The 13936-nt window shown below is 64.1% G+C and carries 13 protein-coding genes; 1 reads left to right on the top strand and 12 read right to left on the bottom strand.

Translation table 11 applies throughout. The features are described 5' to 3' along the window. Positions 1 to 95 precede the first annotated feature (95 nt). From tpiA to QZ609_RS17125, 6 genes are all read right to left on the bottom strand, one after another. Complete coding sequence (gene tpiA / locus QZ609_RS17100) at positions 96 to 842, bottom strand: triose-phosphate isomerase (RefSeq protein WP_295497319.1); 747 nt, start codon at positions 840 to 842, stop codon at positions 96 to 98. A gap of 86 nt (positions 843 to 928) precedes the next feature. After that, a complete protein-coding gene (locus tag QZ609_RS17105) occupies positions 929 to 1933 on the bottom strand; it encodes an NAD(P)H-quinone oxidoreductase (protein WP_295497321.1) in 1005 nt (334 codons plus the stop codon). 19 nt (positions 1934 to 1952) lie between these two features. Next, positions 1953 to 2900 (bottom strand): HAD family hydrolase, encoded by a 948-nt coding sequence (locus tag QZ609_RS17110; protein ID WP_295497323.1) that lies wholly within the window; start codon positions 2898 to 2900, stop codon positions 1953 to 1955. A gap of 114 nt (positions 2901 to 3014) precedes the next feature. After that, positions 3015 to 5183 (bottom strand): polyribonucleotide nucleotidyltransferase, encoded by a 2169-nt coding sequence (pnp, locus tag QZ609_RS17115; RefSeq protein ID WP_295497325.1) that lies wholly within the window; start codon positions 5181 to 5183, stop codon positions 3015 to 3017. A gap of 312 nt (positions 5184 to 5495) precedes the next feature. Next, on the bottom strand, positions 5496 to 5765 hold the full coding sequence (gene rpsO, locus QZ609_RS17120) for a 30S ribosomal protein S15 (protein WP_021194996.1): 270 nt from the start codon (positions 5763 to 5765) through the stop codon (positions 5496 to 5498). 163 nt (positions 5766 to 5928) lie between these two features. After that, entirely contained in the window at positions 5929 to 7185 is a 1257-nt protein-coding gene (locus QZ609_RS17125; protein ID WP_295497343.1) for a branched-chain amino acid ABC transporter substrate-binding protein, read from the bottom strand. Between the two features lie 97 nt (positions 7186 to 7282). Between QZ609_RS17125 and QZ609_RS17130 the strand changes: the two genes are divergently transcribed. Beyond that, on the top strand, positions 7283 to 7807 hold the full coding sequence (locus tag QZ609_RS17130; protein ID WP_295497329.1) for a hypothetical protein: 525 nt from the start codon (positions 7283 to 7285) through the stop codon (positions 7805 to 7807). 247 nt (positions 7808 to 8054) lie between these two features. Here QZ609_RS17130 and QZ609_RS17135 read toward each other — a convergent pair whose 3' ends face one another. From QZ609_RS17135 to QZ609_RS17160, 6 genes are all read right to left on the bottom strand, one after another. Next, positions 8055 to 9596 carry a 2-isopropylmalate synthase gene (locus QZ609_RS17135; RefSeq protein WP_295497331.1) on the bottom strand — a complete coding sequence of 514 codons (1542 nt, stop codon included), beginning with the start codon at positions 9594 to 9596 and terminating at the stop codon, positions 8055 to 8057. A gap of 316 nt (positions 9597 to 9912) precedes the next feature. After that, a complete protein-coding gene (gene pssA / locus QZ609_RS17140) occupies positions 9913 to 10785 on the bottom strand; it encodes a CDP-diacylglycerol--serine O-phosphatidyltransferase (protein WP_295497333.1) in 873 nt (290 codons plus the stop codon). Between the two features lie 13 nt (positions 10786 to 10798). Next, positions 10799 to 11446: a phosphatidylserine decarboxylase gene (locus QZ609_RS17145; protein ID WP_295497335.1), complete on the bottom strand. Its 648-nt coding sequence runs from the start codon at positions 11444 to 11446 to the stop codon at positions 10799 to 10801. Between the two features lie 151 nt (positions 11447 to 11597). Then, positions 11598 to 12614, bottom strand: a complete 1017-nt coding sequence (gene ilvC, locus QZ609_RS17150) for a ketol-acid reductoisomerase (protein WP_295497337.1) — start codon at positions 12612 to 12614, stop codon at positions 11598 to 11600. Positions 12615 to 12669: 55 nt separating this feature from the next. Beyond that, positions 12670 to 13161 carry an acetolactate synthase small subunit gene (gene ilvN, locus QZ609_RS17155; RefSeq protein ID WP_224078157.1) on the bottom strand — a complete coding sequence of 164 codons (492 nt, stop codon included), beginning with the start codon at positions 13159 to 13161 and terminating at the stop codon, positions 12670 to 12672. Continuing rightward, positions 13161 to 13936: thiamine pyrophosphate-dependent enzyme (locus QZ609_RS17160; protein ID WP_295497341.1), on the bottom strand; the 776-nt coding region annotated here is incomplete at its 5' end. The genes ilvN and QZ609_RS17160, both read right to left, overlap by 1 nt.

Below are 13936 nucleotides of genomic sequence, written 5' to 3' on the forward strand. Positions count from 1 at the left end.
CACCAGCAGCAGAGTCTTCAGAATTGCCATTTCGTTTCTCTCAATAATATGTTGCGGTCGCACACGTTCTTTACGTCGCAACCCGGACCGGTCACTTATGCGCGACCGATCGCCAGGAAATCTTCGGCCTTCAGCGATGCACCGCCGATCAGGCCACCATCGATGTCCGCCATCGCAAACAGTTCGCCAGCATTGTCCGGCTTGACGCTGCCGCCATACAGAATCGGCAGGCGCTGCGCCACACCGGCGTCGCGGGCGGCGACACGTGCACGCAGGAAGGCGTGCACTGCCTGCGCCTGCTCGCTGGTCGCGGTCTTGCCGGTACCGATCGCCCAGACCGGTTCGTAGGCCACGACGATGCGGCCCAGTTGCTCGGCCGACAGCGTATCCAGCACAGCGTCCAACTGGCGACCCACCACCTGCTCGGTTTCACCAGCCTCACGCTGCGCCAGCGTCTCGCCCACGCAGACGATCGGGGTCACGCCATGCTCCAGCGCACGCAGCGCCTTGGTCGCCACCTGCGCATCGGTTTCAGCGTGGTACGTGCGGCGCTCGGAGTGACCGACGATCGCGTAGCCGCAGCCGAATTCCGACAGCATGGACGCCGCCACTTCGCCCGTAAAGGCGCCGCGCGTTTCAGCGGACACATCCTGCGCGCCCCAACCCACTGCCGAACCGGCCAGCAGCGCCTGGCACTGTGCCAGATACGGGAACGGCGCACACACCGCCAGCGTGGCGTTGGTCTTGCCTGCGGCCTTGATCTGCTCAAGCAGCGCGGCATTGGTGTTCAGGCTGCCGTGCAGCTTCCAGTTGCCCACCACCAGCTTCGGTCTTGCGTTCACGTTCTTGTTCCGCCCGGTCGACTGTCAAATAAACCCGGCATTCTACCGTGGCAGCAAAAACAGGGTCAATTTTGGCGTCTCGGAGATCAATCCCAAACCAACATGATCTTGCCGATGTGCGCGCTCGATTCCATCAAGGCGTGCGCCTGTGCGGCCTGTGCAGCCGGCATGACCTCGTGAATGACCGGTTTGATCCGGCCGGACGCCAGCAGCGGCCACACCTTCTCGTAGAGGTTCGCCGCGATGGCCGCCTTGAAGGCGACCGGGCGCGGCCGCAGCGTCGAGCCCGTCAGCGTGATGCGCCGGCGCAGGATATCGCCCAGCGGCACCTCGGCCTTGGCACCACCCAGTAGCGCGATCAGCACGATACGGCCATCGTCGGCCGTGCAAGCGATCTCGCGTGTGACGTAGCTGCCGCCGACCATGTCGAGCACCACATCGACACCGCGACCGGTCTCAGCCTTGACGACCTCGGCGAAATCCTCGGTCTTGTAGTTGATGGCGCGCGCGGCGCCCAACTCGACGCAAGCCGCGCACTTGTCGGCGCTGCCGGCCGTGGCGAACACGCGATGCCCCAGCGCGGACGCCATCTGGATCGCCGCCGTGCCGATGCCGCTCGAGCCCCCTTGCACCAGCAGCGTTTCATCCGCGCCGTGCGCGCCCTGCCCCAGCAAGCCGCGATCGAACACGTTCGACCAGACGGTGAAATAGTTCTCGGGCAGCGCCGCGGCCTCGATATCGGACAGGCCCGCGGGCACCGGCAGCACCTGGCCCAACGGCGCCGTGCAGAACTCCGCGTAGCCCCCGCCCTGCACCAACGCGCAAACGCGATCGCCCGCCTTCAGGCCGAAGCGGTTGTCGGCGTGTGACAGATCGCCACTGACGATCTCGCCGGCCACTTCCAGGCCGGGGATTTCAGATGCCCCCGGCGGTACCGGATAGTTGCCCATGCGCTGGAAGACGTCGGGCCGATTCACGCCGGCTGCGCGCACGCGAATCAGGACTTCGCCGGCCTTCGGCTCGGGCATCGGGCGCTCGCCAAGCCTCAGGACTTCGGGACCGCCGTATTGGGTGATTTCAATGGCTTTCATGGGGATTCGGATTCCAGAATTACGATGCGGCGCGCTTGGGTTCGACAAAGTGCTGCGGGATACCGCGCGAGGTCTCGCGCAGGATCTCCTGCTTGCCGTGGACGATGGCGTCGGCGATCTTGCCGATATGCAATTTGAGCCACATCTCGGTGGGCGAGCCGATGCGGTAGTCGGCCGGGCCGAGCATGTCGACGCGGTCATCGGCGCGCAGGTTATCGGCCTGCTCGAACGAGCGCGCGCTCTCGGGGTTGTAGACGGCATACGTGCGACCGCCGCCCTTGCGGGCCACCGAAAACGCCGGGATGTCACTCGGGCCATCGGCCACGTAGATCATGTTGGCGAACGGAACGCGGCGCTCATCCTCGGCGATCGACGAGTTCACGTTGACCGCCTCGGGATGCTTGTTGACGCCCTTGTTGATCTCGAACAGCGCGCGCGTCTTGGTGGTGTTGTCGATGGCGTAGATGACTTCCGAGACGACTTGGCGGCCGTTCACGTCTGGCGCCTCCAGGAATTCGCAGCCCCACACGCCATCGATGTACGGTGCAATGGGCGAACCCTTGATCATCTCGGTCAGGCCGGTGCTGACGATGTAGTGCTCGAGCTTGATGTCGAACGCTTGGTAGGCGCCGTTGTCGCGCACCCAGGCCTTGCTGCGTTCGAAGAAGTCGGTCACGCCCGGGAAGAATTCGAGCTGGGCGCCCAATACGCGCAACGTGGTGTTGTCGAGCCCCGCCATGCGGCCGTCGCGCACGTGGCGCAGCAGCACGTTCAGATAGAACGTCTCATGGTTGACCTTCTGGCCGCGCGATTCAATCTCCTTGGAGCCAGCGGCGACCTCATCCCAGAAGCCCTGCTCGGCGATGTTGTAGCGCTCGAACAGCGGCACTTGCATGTAGCGTGGGATCAACGTCTTGTCGAAATCCCAGACAACGGCGATGCGGTTTTGCTCGAACAAGCGGCTCATGGTCGGACGCGGAAGAGGAACTCGCGACGCAGTGTAAACAAAAAAACGGCTGGACACTGTCCAGCCGCTCTCTTGCCATTCACGTGGCGAGAAACCCCGCCACCTTGACGACTATTACTGCTGTTGTTGCTGTTGCTGCTGCGAGGTCGCATCGCCAGCGCCCGGCGCTTGCGGTGCAGCGGCCGGCACGTCGCCTTCCTCGGCCTTGGCGGCCTTGATCGACAGACGCATACGGCCCTTCTCGTCGGTGCTCAGCAGCTTCACGCGCACGACCTGGCCTTCCTTCACGTAGTCCGACACCTGGTTCACACGCTCGTTGGCGATTTCCGAGATGTGCAGCAGACCGTCCTTGCCCGGCAGGATGTTCACGATCGCGCCGAAGTCCAGCAGCTTGAGCACGGTACCCGTGTAGATCTTGCCCACTTCGGCTTCGGCCGTGATGCCTTCGATACGGCGCTTGGCTTCGGCCATGCCTTCCGACGAAGTCGACGCGATGGTGATCGTGCCGTCTTCCTGGATGTCGATCGTGCAGCCGGTTTCCTTGGTCAGCGCCTGGATGGTCGAGCCGCCCTTGCCGATCACGTCGCGGATCTTCTCCGGATTGATCTTGACGGTGATCATGCGCGGTGCGTGCTCCGACAGCTCGGTGCGTGCGTGGCCCATGGCGGACTGCATCTTGCCCAGGATGTGCAGACGGCCTTCCTTGGCTTGCGCCAGTGCGACCTGCATGATTTCCTTGGTGATGCCCTGCACCTTGATGTCCATCTGCAGCGCGGTGATGCCGTTGTCGGTACCCGCCACCTTGAAGTCCATGTCGCCCAGGTGATCTTCGTCACCCAGGATGTCGGTCAGCACGGCGAACTTGTTGCCTTCCAGGATCAGGCCCATGGCCACGCCGGCCACGTGCGCCTTGACCGGCACGCCGGCATCCATCAGCGCCAGGCAGCCACCGCACACCGATGCCATCGACGACGAGCCGTTCGACTCGGTGATCTCCGACACCAGGCGGATCGTGTAAGCGAATTCGTCGTCCTTCGGCAGCACCGGGATCAGTGCGCGCTTGGCCAGACGGCCGTGGCCGACTTCGCGGCGCTTCGGGCTGCCCACACGGCCGGTTTCGCCCGTGGCGAACGGCGGCATGTTGTAGTGGAGCATGAAGCGGTCACGGTACTCGCCTTGCAGCGCGTCGATGATCTGCTCGTCGCTCTTGGTGCCGAGCGTAGCCACCACCAGCGCCTGCGTCTCACCGCGCGTGAACAGCGCCGAGCCGTGAGCGCGCGGCAGCACCGACGAGCGGATCTCGATCGGGCGCACCGTGCGGGTGTCGCGGCCGTCGATACGCGGTTCGCCGTTCAGGATCTGGCCGCGCACGATCTTCGATTCGAGCTCGAACAGGATGTTGTCGACTTCCACGCCGTCGGCTTCCACGCCGGCTTCGGCCAGCTTGGCGCCAACCGATGCGTAGACTTCCTTCAGCTTCTGGCTGCGGGCCGACTTCTGGCGCAGCTGGTAAGCGGCTTGCAGGTCGGCCAGGCCCAGTTCGGACACCTTGGCGAACAGCGTTTCGTTCTTCGGGGCCGCTTGCCAATCCCACTCCGGCTTGCCGCCTTCGCGCACCAGCTCGTGGATCGCGTTGATGGCGATCTGCATCTGCTCATGGCCGTACACCACGGCGCCCAGCATGATTTCTTCCGACAGCTGCTGCGCTTCCGACTCGACCATCAGCACGGCACGCTCGGTACCGGCCACGACCAGGTCCAGCTCCGAATGCGCCAGTTGCGCGCGGTTCGGGTTCAGCAGGTACTGGCCATCCTTGTAGCCCACGCGGGCAGCGCCCACCGGACCGTTGAACGGCAGGCCCGACACGGCCAGGGCAGCCGACGAGGCCACCAGCGCCGGGATGTCGGCCGGCACTTCCGGGTTGATCGACAGCACGTGGATGACGACCTGGACTTCGTTGTAGAAGCCTTCCGGGAACAGCGGGCGCAGCGGGCGATCGATCAGGCGCGAGGTCAGCGTTTCGTTTTCCGACGGACGGCCTTCACGCTTGAAGAAGCCACCCGGGATCTTGCCGGCGGCGTAGGTCTTCTCGAGGTAGTCGACGGTCAGCGGGAAGAAATCCTGGCCCGGCTTCGGGTTCTTGGCGCCCACCACGGTGGCGAGCACGACGGTGTCGTCCATGTCCAGCAGCACGGCGCCGCTGGCTTGGCGGGCGATCTCACCCGTTTCCATGCGGACCTTGTGGCCGCCCCATTGGAATTCTTTGACGATCTTGTTGAACATGTTTTCTCCTGTTCGGTATTCACGGCGCGCATCGATCTATGCGCCGCGACAAACACGTTCCGGAAGACGGTGCGGTTGCAGAGGTGTGTTTTATGCCATTCCAGCGCAGCGCTGGCATGCAATGCCGCGCTGGAATGACACAAGACTCTGCTCCCTGCCGCCCCCGGTCCCTGGCAGCCGATCACTCAATCGACCGCCATCGCTTGCCGGTTGCCCGGCGCGGCCGCAAACGCGGCCGCAAAAAACAAAATGCCTGCATCAGCACGCTGACGCAGGCACTTGTTCATCACGCGCAGTGCGTGAGACCCATCATTACTTACGCAGACCCAGCTTCGCAACCAGCGCGGTGTAGCGGTCGGCGTCCTTGCCCTTGAGGTAGTCCAGCAGACGGCGACGACGGCTCACCATCTTGAGCAGGCCGCGGCGGCTGTGGTGATCCTTCATGTGCGCCTTGAAGTGCGGCTGCAGTTCGTTGATGCGGGCGGTCAGCAGTGCGACTTGCACTTCCGGGCTACCCGTATCGTTGGCGCTGCGGCCGTTATCCTTGACGATTTCTTGCTTGTTGATGTTAGCAACGGACATTTCGATTCCTTTTGACTTGCGGACACTGCAGCGCTTGGATGACCGCCACCTGTGCCGTGTTGAACAGTAATCTTGCCGACCGCATTCCGAACCCGGCCTGGACGGCAAGACGGCGATTATAGCCCAATCCCCTCGCCAGACGACAGTTCTGTGTCAGGGCCGATCAATAACGCGTCATCTTGCACGTCGTTGGCAAGGCCGTTTGCGCCGCCGGAATCACTTTCAGCGTGCGAAAGCCATAGCCCGAACCCTCGATGTCGAACGGCGTGCCCGGCGTCCCTGCCCGCTCCATCTGCGTCACGACAAGCGGTTGGATCGCCTGGTGGTCTTCGGCGCGCAACGTGATGCGGTGGAAGCCGTTGTCGAGCGATGCGCCTTCCAGCGCACGTGCAACCGCACTCGCCTCGATGGTGCCTGCGCGCTCAACGGCAGCGGCCAGCATGTCGACCATCATCTGGTCGCGCAGCAGCGGGTAGTCGTCAGCCGGGGCCGGATAGCGCGCGCGGAACGCCTTGTAGAACGCGTCAGACTTGGCGCCGCCCAGGTTCGGGTGCCACTCGGCCACCGCCACCACGCGGCCGACGCCCGCCTCGCCCATCGCCCCCGGCGCACCCAGCGAGTTGCCGTAGAACGTGAAGAAGCGCGCCTTGAGCCCCGCGTCACGCGCCGCCTTGACCAGCAGCGTCAGGTCGTTGCCCCAGTTGCCGGTGATGACCGTGTCCGCGCCCGACGCCGCGATGCGCGCCACGTAGGGGGCAAAATCCTTCACCTTGCCGATCGGGTGCAGCACCTCGCCGACGACGGCAACGTCCGGCCGCTTCTCGCCCAACTGCTGGCGCGCCGATTGCGCTACCTGGCGGCCGAACGTGTAGTCCTGGCCGATCAGGTAGACCTTCTTGATGGCCTTGTCCGCGCGGATGACCTCGGTCAGCGCATGCATGCGCATGTCGGCCGAGGCGTCGAAGCGGAAGTGCCAGAAGCTGCATGCCTCGTTGGTCAGGGCCGGATCGACGGCGGCGTAGTTGAGAAACAGCACGCGCGCATCCGGGTGGCGCTCGTTGTAGCGCGAGATGGACGTCGACAATGCTGCCGCAGCCGCCGAGCTGTTGCCCTGCAGGACGAAGCGGATGCCGGCATCGGTTGCCGCCTGCAATTGCAGCAGCGACTCGTCGACCGTGTTCTTGCTGTCGAAACGCACCAGCGCGAGCGGATGACGCCCGTCCGGCAACTTCACGCCACCGCGCGCATTCACGCCCTCGATGGCGATGCGCAGGTTCCGATCTACCGCCTCGCCAGCGTTGGCGAACGGACCGGACAGGCCCTCGATCAGCGCCAGCCGGATCGGCGCCGCCTCAGGCTGGGCAGCTGCCGCGCCAGACAGACCCATCGCCGTCAAGACGGCCACAAAGCAACGAAACATCATGGCAATTCTCCGTGAAGCGCGGATGGTAAAGCGGCTGCGCGCGCCGACACAAGCAACGTGGCACCCTACACTGGAGGCATTCAGGAGAACCATCGTGAGCATTCGGTTGATAGGGCAGCGCGCGACGCTGCTCATCGCGGCGCTGGCGTCATTGGGCGCGTGCGCCGTCCTGGCCCCCGTGCCAACGGGCGAAGCCCTGGTTGGCCAGCCGGCTTCGGCCGTAGAGGCACGCTTCGGTAAGCCGCCCGAGCAATATCCGCGCGCCGACGGCGGCACGCGCTGGCTGTATCCGACGCAGCCTTATGGGCAATTCACCTACGCGGCCGACTTCGACACGAGCGGCAAACTCATCTCGTTCCGGCAGATACTGACCACGATGGATTTTGCGCAGGTGCGCGTCGGCACGTGGACGCAGAAAGATGTGCAGCAGATGTTCGGCAAGCCCGAGGAGACTGCCTACTTCCGATTGATGGACCGCCAGGTGTGGTCCTACCGCTTCAAGCACGAAGGCGTGTGGCCGTCGTTGATGAACTTCTATTTCGACCGCGACGGCGTGGTGCGCCTCACGCAGGTCAGCCCAGACCCGATGTACGACCACGATGCCGACTCGCGTCCCTGAGTGCGCCGGTACTGCTGCAACGGCAACATCCACGCGAGGCGCATCACCTGGCGTGGATGTTCGGGTCGGCCATGTCGTGGATCGCACGGACATCGCACTCAAAGACGGCTGGCCCGGGAATCACGCGCTTGACGTGTCCGGTGCCGCCGCACCCGCTTCGCGGCCCGATGGGTAACCGGGTGCGCGCTCAGTTGTGATCGTGTTGGGTCGGGAACTGGCTCCTGCGTGTGTTCGATGCGATCCGCGATCAGATCTGCGGGTTGAGCTTCTCGCTGCTCTTGTCCTGCAACTTATTCAGCGCCGCCAGGTAGGCCTTGGCCGAGGCCGCGACGATGTCCGGATCGGTGCCCACGCCGTTGACGATGCGGCCAGCCTTGGACAGGCGTACCGTCACCTCGCCCTGCGCCTGCGTGCCGGTCGTGATGGCGTTGACCGAGTACAGCAGCTGCTCGGCGCCGCTGCCGACCTGGCTCTCGATGGCGTTGAGCGTGGCGTCGACCGGGCCGTTGCCTTCGGCCTCGCCCGTCACCTCCTTGCCGTCGGCCACGAAGACGATGCGCGCGTGCGGGCGCTCGCCGGTCTCCGAGCGCTGCGACAGCGACACGAAGCGGAAATGCTCGCCCTGTGTTTGCTGCTCCTCGTCGGCGACGATCGCAAGGATGTCCTCGTCGAAGATCTCGGCCTTCTGGTCAGCCAGTTCCTTGAAGCGCGTGAAGGCGGCGTTCAGTTCGGCTTCCGAATCCAGCTCGATGCCCAGCTCCTGCAGGCGCTGCTTGAACGCGTTGCGGCCCGAGAGTTTGCCCAGCACGATCTTGTTAGCCGTCCAGCCCACGTCTTCGGCGCGCATGATCTCGTAGGTGTCGCGCGCCTTGAGCACGCCATCCTGGTGGATGCCCGAGGCATGCGCGAAGGCGTTGGCGCCCACCACGGCCTTGTTCGGCTGCACCACGAAACCGGTGACCTGCGAAACCAGCTTGGAGGCCGCCACGATCTGCGTGGTGTCGACGCCGACGTCGAGGTTGAAGTAGTCGCGGCGCGTCTTGACGGCCATCACCACCTCTTCGAGGCTGGTGTTGCCGGCGCGCTCGCCCAGGCCGTTGATCGTGCACTCGACCTGGCGTGCGCCGCCAAGCTTGACGGCGGCCAGCGAGTTGGCGACGGCCATGCCCAGGTCGTTGTGGCAGTGCACCGACCAGATCGCCTTGTCGGAATTCGGGATGCGCTCCCGCACCGAGCGGATCAGCGCGGCATAGCCCTCCGGCACCGCGTAGCCCACCGTATCCGGCAGGTTGATGGTGTTCGCGCCCTCAGCGATCACGCCTTCCAGCACGCGGCACAGAAAGTCCATGTCGGAGCGGCTGCCGTCTTCCGGCGAGAACTCGATGTCATCCGTGAACTGGCGCGCGAAGCGCACGGCCAGGCGCGCCTGCTCGTACACCTGGTCCGGCGTCATGCGCAGCTTCTTCTCCATGTGCAGCGCCGAGGTGGCAATGAACGTATGGATGCGGAACTGGCCGGCCGGCTTGAGCGCCTCGGCGGCGCGGGAGATGTCGCGGTCATTCGCGCGGGCCAGCGAGCAAATTCGGGAGTCCTTGACCGACTGGGCAATCGCGCGGATCGCCTCGAAGTCGCCATTGGAGCTGGCCGCGAAACCGGCTTCGATCACGTCCACCTTGAGCCGCTCGAGCTGCTTGGCGATGCGGATCTTCTCTTCCTTGGTCATCGACGCACCGGGCGACTGCTCGCCATCGCGCAAGGTGGTGTCGAAAATGATGAGTTTGTCGCTCATGGCGGCTCCTTGGGTAGGGGTGACGTTTTTGGCGTCGGTCTCGGTGGTTGTCAGGGGTTGTTATTTGCTGGGGCAGAATGCAAAACGCCCCGGCGTGCAGTGATGCAGGCCGGGGCGCTGTGATTCCTGTTTCGCGAAAACTAGGCGTTTCCTGGTTGCCTGTTCTGCGATTTCCTATGCGCGTATCCCGACCTGACGACCTAGTAGGCCATCAATCGAGATTAGCGTAATCAGAATGGAAATCGGGCGCGAAAGCATGCGGACGACTATAGACGAATTCAAAAATTGGTGCAAGCGCACAGAAGGCGTCGATCGATCACTCTTCGACGCCCGGTGTGGGCTCCCGCGGCACGCGCGGACTGCCCTGCTGACCGCGCAGCGTACGCCAGCCCCACAGCAGGTAACCCGACACCGCATAGCCGATGAACAGGCCGAACAACGCGACCGGCGGGTCGCTGGAAATCACCACGAACAGCACGATCACCAGCACCATCACGCCAAACGGCACGCGATGCCGCACGCCGAGCGCCTTGCCGCTGTAGAACGGCGCATTCGACACCATCGACAGGCCGGCATACAGCGTCAGGCCGAAGGCCACCCACGGCATCCACAGTTCCTTGACCGGCAACTTGTTGTCGATCGCCAGCCAGACGAAGCCCGCGATCAATGCCGCAGCGGCCGGACTCGGCATGCCCTGAAAGAAGCGTTTATCGACTGTGCCGATATTGGTGTTGAAACGCGCCAGCCGCAGCGCAGCACCGGCACAGTAGACGAACGCCGCCAGCCAGCCCCACTTGCCCAGGTCACGCAGGATCCACTCGTACATCACCAGCGCCGGCGCCACGCCGAACGAGCACATGTCGGACAGCGAATCGTATTGCTCACCAAACGCGCTCTGCGTGTTTGTGATGCGCGCGATCCGGCCGTCCATGCCGTCGAGCACCATCGCCGCGAAGATGGCAATGGCGGCCGTCTCGAAGTTCAGGTTCATCGCCTGCACGATGGCGAAGAAGCCGGAGAACAGCGCCGCCGTCGTGAACGCGTTCGGCAGCAGGTAGATGCCCCGCCGGCGCGGGCGCACGATCTCGAGATCGTCGTCGTCCGAGCGTGGCTGGTTGTGGCGCAACGGACGCAGGTGCATCACGTTGCTGGCGGTAAAGCGCTTCTTGCGCCGGTTGAACGCGGGCATGGTGGCCTCCGGATCAGTCCAGCTCTGCGAGCACCGTGAGCGTGGCGGACACCTTCTCGCCGATGGTCACGCGCGGGCGCGCCGTCAGCGGCAGGTACACGTCGACGCGCGAGCCGAATCGGATGAAGCCATAGCGCTGGCCGCGTGCAAGCGTCTCGCCGACTTTGGTATAGCAAAGGATGCGGCGCGCGACCAAGCCGGCCACCTGCACCAGCGTGACGACCTGGCCATCGGCACGACGCAGCACCACGGCATTGCGCTCGTTCTCCAGCGACGCCTTGTCCAGGTCCGCATTGACGAATTTGCCGGGGAAGTACTGCACCTGCTGCACCGTACCGTCGACGGAGGCACGATTGGAGTGCACATTGAAGACGTTCATGAACACGCTGATCTTCAGCGCGTCGCGATCGGCATGCGGGTCACGCACCTGTTCGACGGCGACGATGCGGCCATCGGCCGGCGACAGGATCGCATTGGCTTGCGTCGGCACCGCGCGCGCCGGATCGCGGAAGAACTGCAGCACGAACAGCGTCACCAGCCAGAACGGCCATGCCCAGCCAAGGCCGGCGGCAGCCTGCACGATGAGCGTGACGATGAAGATCCCGCCCAGATACGGCCAGCCCTCGCGCGCGATGATGGGATGCGGATACGTGTTGTTCAAAATCTGACCTCGGAAAGCGTCGTGAAGGAAATGCGGCATTCTAGCCGACGCGCAACCGCACCAGCACCTGAAACACCCTTCTGCCGACACGAATCAGTATAAAAAAAGCCAGCCCGCAGGCTGGCTTTCTTCTCGCACAAGGCGCGGACGATCAGTTCTTCGACTGGTCGACCAGCTTGTTCTTGGCGATCCACGGCATCATCGCACGCAGCTTGGCGCCGACTTGCTCGATCTGGTGCTCTTCGGTCAGGCGGCGGCGCGAGATCAGCGTCGGGGCGCCAGCCTTGTTCTCCAGCAGGAAGCTCTTTGCGTATTCGCCGGTCTGGATGTCGGTCAGGCACTGCTTCATGGCCTTCTTGGTCTCGGCCGTCACGACGCGCGGGCCGGTGACGTACTCGCCGTATTCGGCGTTGTTCGAGATCGAGTAGTTCATGTTGGCGATGCCGCCTTCGTAGATCAGGTCGACGATCAGCTTCAGCTCGTGCAGGCACTCGAAGTAGGCCATTTCCGGCGCGTAGCCGGCTTCCACCAGCGTCTCGAAGCCAGCCTTGATCAGCTCGACGGTACCGCCGCACAGCACGGCTTGCTCGCCGAACAGGTCGGTTTCGGTCTCTTCGCGGAAGTTGGTCTCGATGATGCCGGCGCGGCCGCCGCCGTTGGCGGTGGCGTACGACAGGGCGATGTCACGCGCGGCGCCCGACTTGTCCTGGTGCACGGCGATCAGGTGCGGCACGCCGCCACCTTGCGTGTAGGTGCCGCGCACGGTGTGGCCCGGCGCCTTCGGGGCGATCATGATGACGTCCAGGTCAGCACGCGGGATCACGGCACCGTAGTGCACGTTGAAGCCGTGGGCGAACGCCAGCGCGGCGCCTTGCTTGATGTTGCCGTGCACTTCGTTCTTGTACACGTCGGCGATCTGCTCGTCCGGCAGCAGGATCATGACAACGTCGGCTTCCTTCACAGCCTCGGCCACTTCCTTGACCTGCAGGCCGGCGTTGACGGCCTTGTTCCACGACGCGCCATTCTTGCGCAGGCCGACCGTCACCTTCACGCCCGAGTCGTTCAGGTTCTGGGCGTGGGCGTGGCCTTGCGAGCCGTAGCCGATGATGGTGACGTTCTTGCCCTTGATCAGGGAGAGGTCGGCGTCCTTGTCGTAAAACACTTTCATGGTGATGTCCTAGTTTTCAAATATCGATGGGGTCCGGCTGCACGCACGCGCCGGCTCAAACCTTCAGAATGCGCTCGCCGCGGCCGATGCCCGAGCCGCCCGTGCGGACGGTCTCCAGGATGGCGGTGCGGTCGATGGCATCGAGAAACGCGTCAAGCTTGACGCCGTTGCCGGTCAGCTCGATCGTGTAGGTCTTCTCGGTCACGTCGATGATGCGTCCGCGGAAGATGTCCGCGGTGCGCTTCATCTCCTCGCGTTCCTTGCCGACCGCACGCACCTTCACGAGCATCAGCTCACGCTCGATGTGCGCGCCTTCGGTCAGGTCGACGACCTTGACGACTTCCACCAGGCGGTTCAGGTGCTTGGTGATCTGCTCGATGATGTCGTCCGAACCGGTGGTGACGATCGTCATGCGCGACAGCGAGGCGTCTTCGGTCGGGGCGACCGTCAGCGTCTCGATGTTGTAGCCGCGCGCCGAGAACAGGCCCACCACGCGCGACAGCGCGCCCGGTTCGTTTTCCAGCAGGACGGAAATGATGTGGCGCATTAGAGGTCCTCCGCGCCGAGCAGCATTTCAGAGATGCCCTTGCCTGCCTGGACCATCGGCCAGACGTTTTCGGTCGGGTCGGTCTGGAAGTCGAGGAACACGGTGCGGTCCTTGAGTCGGAAGGCTTCGCGCAGCGCGGGCTCGACGTCGGCGGTCTTTTCGATCCGCATGCCCACGTGGCCATAGGATTCGGCCAACTTCACGAAGTCGGGCAACGCCTGCATGTAGGAGTGCGAGTAGCGGTTGTCGTACTCGATTTCCTGCCACTGGCGCACCATGCCCAGGTAGCCATTGTTGAGCGAGCAGATCTTCACCGGCGTGTCGTACTGCAGGCAGGTGGAGAGCTCCTGGATGCACATCTGGATCGAGCCTTCACCGGTGATGGTGACGACTTCCTTGTCCGGGAACGCCTTCTTGATGCCCATCGCATACGGCAGGCCCACGCCCATCGTGCCCAGGCCGCCGGAGTTGATCCAGCGGCGCGGCTCGTTGAACTTGTAGAACTGTGCAGCCCACATCTGGTGCTGGCCGACGTCGGAGCAGATGAAGGCATCGCCGCCGGTCAGTTCCCAGATCTTCTCGACCACGTACTGCGGCTTGATGATCTCGGAGTTGCGGTCGTACTTCAGGCAGTCGACGCTGCGCCACTGCTCGATCTGCTCCCACCACTTGGCCAGCGCCGCCTTGTTGGGCTTGGCTTCGCCGCTCTGGATCTGGGCGATCATCTCCTGCAGCACGTCCTTGACGTTGCCGACGATGGGGATGTCGACCTTCA

It is taken from the genome of uncultured Ralstonia sp., assembly GCA_913056305.1.
In the GTDB taxonomy this organism is placed as follows: domain Bacteria; phylum Pseudomonadota; class Gammaproteobacteria; order Burkholderiales; family Burkholderiaceae; genus Ralstonia.

Excerpts from the sequence above, each read along its gene's own strand:
- QZ609_RS17105 (WP_295497321.1), bottom strand. The coding sequence starts at position 1,933 with ATGAAAGCCATTGAAATCACCCAATACGGCGGTCCCGAAGTCCTGAGG.
- QZ609_RS17110 (WP_295497323.1), bottom strand. The coding sequence starts at position 2,900 with ATGAGCCGCTTGTTCGAGCAAAACCGCATCGCCGTTGTCTGGGATTTC.
- pnp (WP_295497325.1), bottom strand. The coding sequence starts at position 5,183 with ATGTTCAACAAGATCGTCAAAGAATTCCAATGGGGCGGCCACAAGGTC.
- rpsO (WP_021194996.1), bottom strand. The coding sequence starts at position 5,765 with ATGTCCGTTGCTAACATCAACAAGCAAGAAATCGTCAAGGATAACGGC.
- QZ609_RS17125 (WP_295497343.1), bottom strand. The coding sequence starts at position 7,185 with ATGTTTCGTTGCTTTGTGGCCGTCTTGACGGCGATGGGTCTGTCTGGC.
- QZ609_RS17135 (WP_295497331.1), bottom strand. The coding sequence starts at position 9,596 with ATGAGCGACAAACTCATCATTTTCGACACCACCTTGCGCGATGGCGAG.
- pssA (WP_295497333.1), bottom strand. The coding sequence starts at position 10,785 with ATGCCCGCGTTCAACCGGCGCAAGAAGCGCTTTACCGCCAGCAACGTG.
- ilvC (WP_295497337.1), bottom strand. The coding sequence starts at position 12,614 with ATGAAAGTGTTTTACGACAAGGACGCCGACCTCTCCCTGATCAAGGGC.
- ilvN (WP_224078157.1), bottom strand. The coding sequence starts at position 13,161 with ATGCGCCACATCATTTCCGTCCTGCTGGAAAACGAACCGGGCGCGCTG.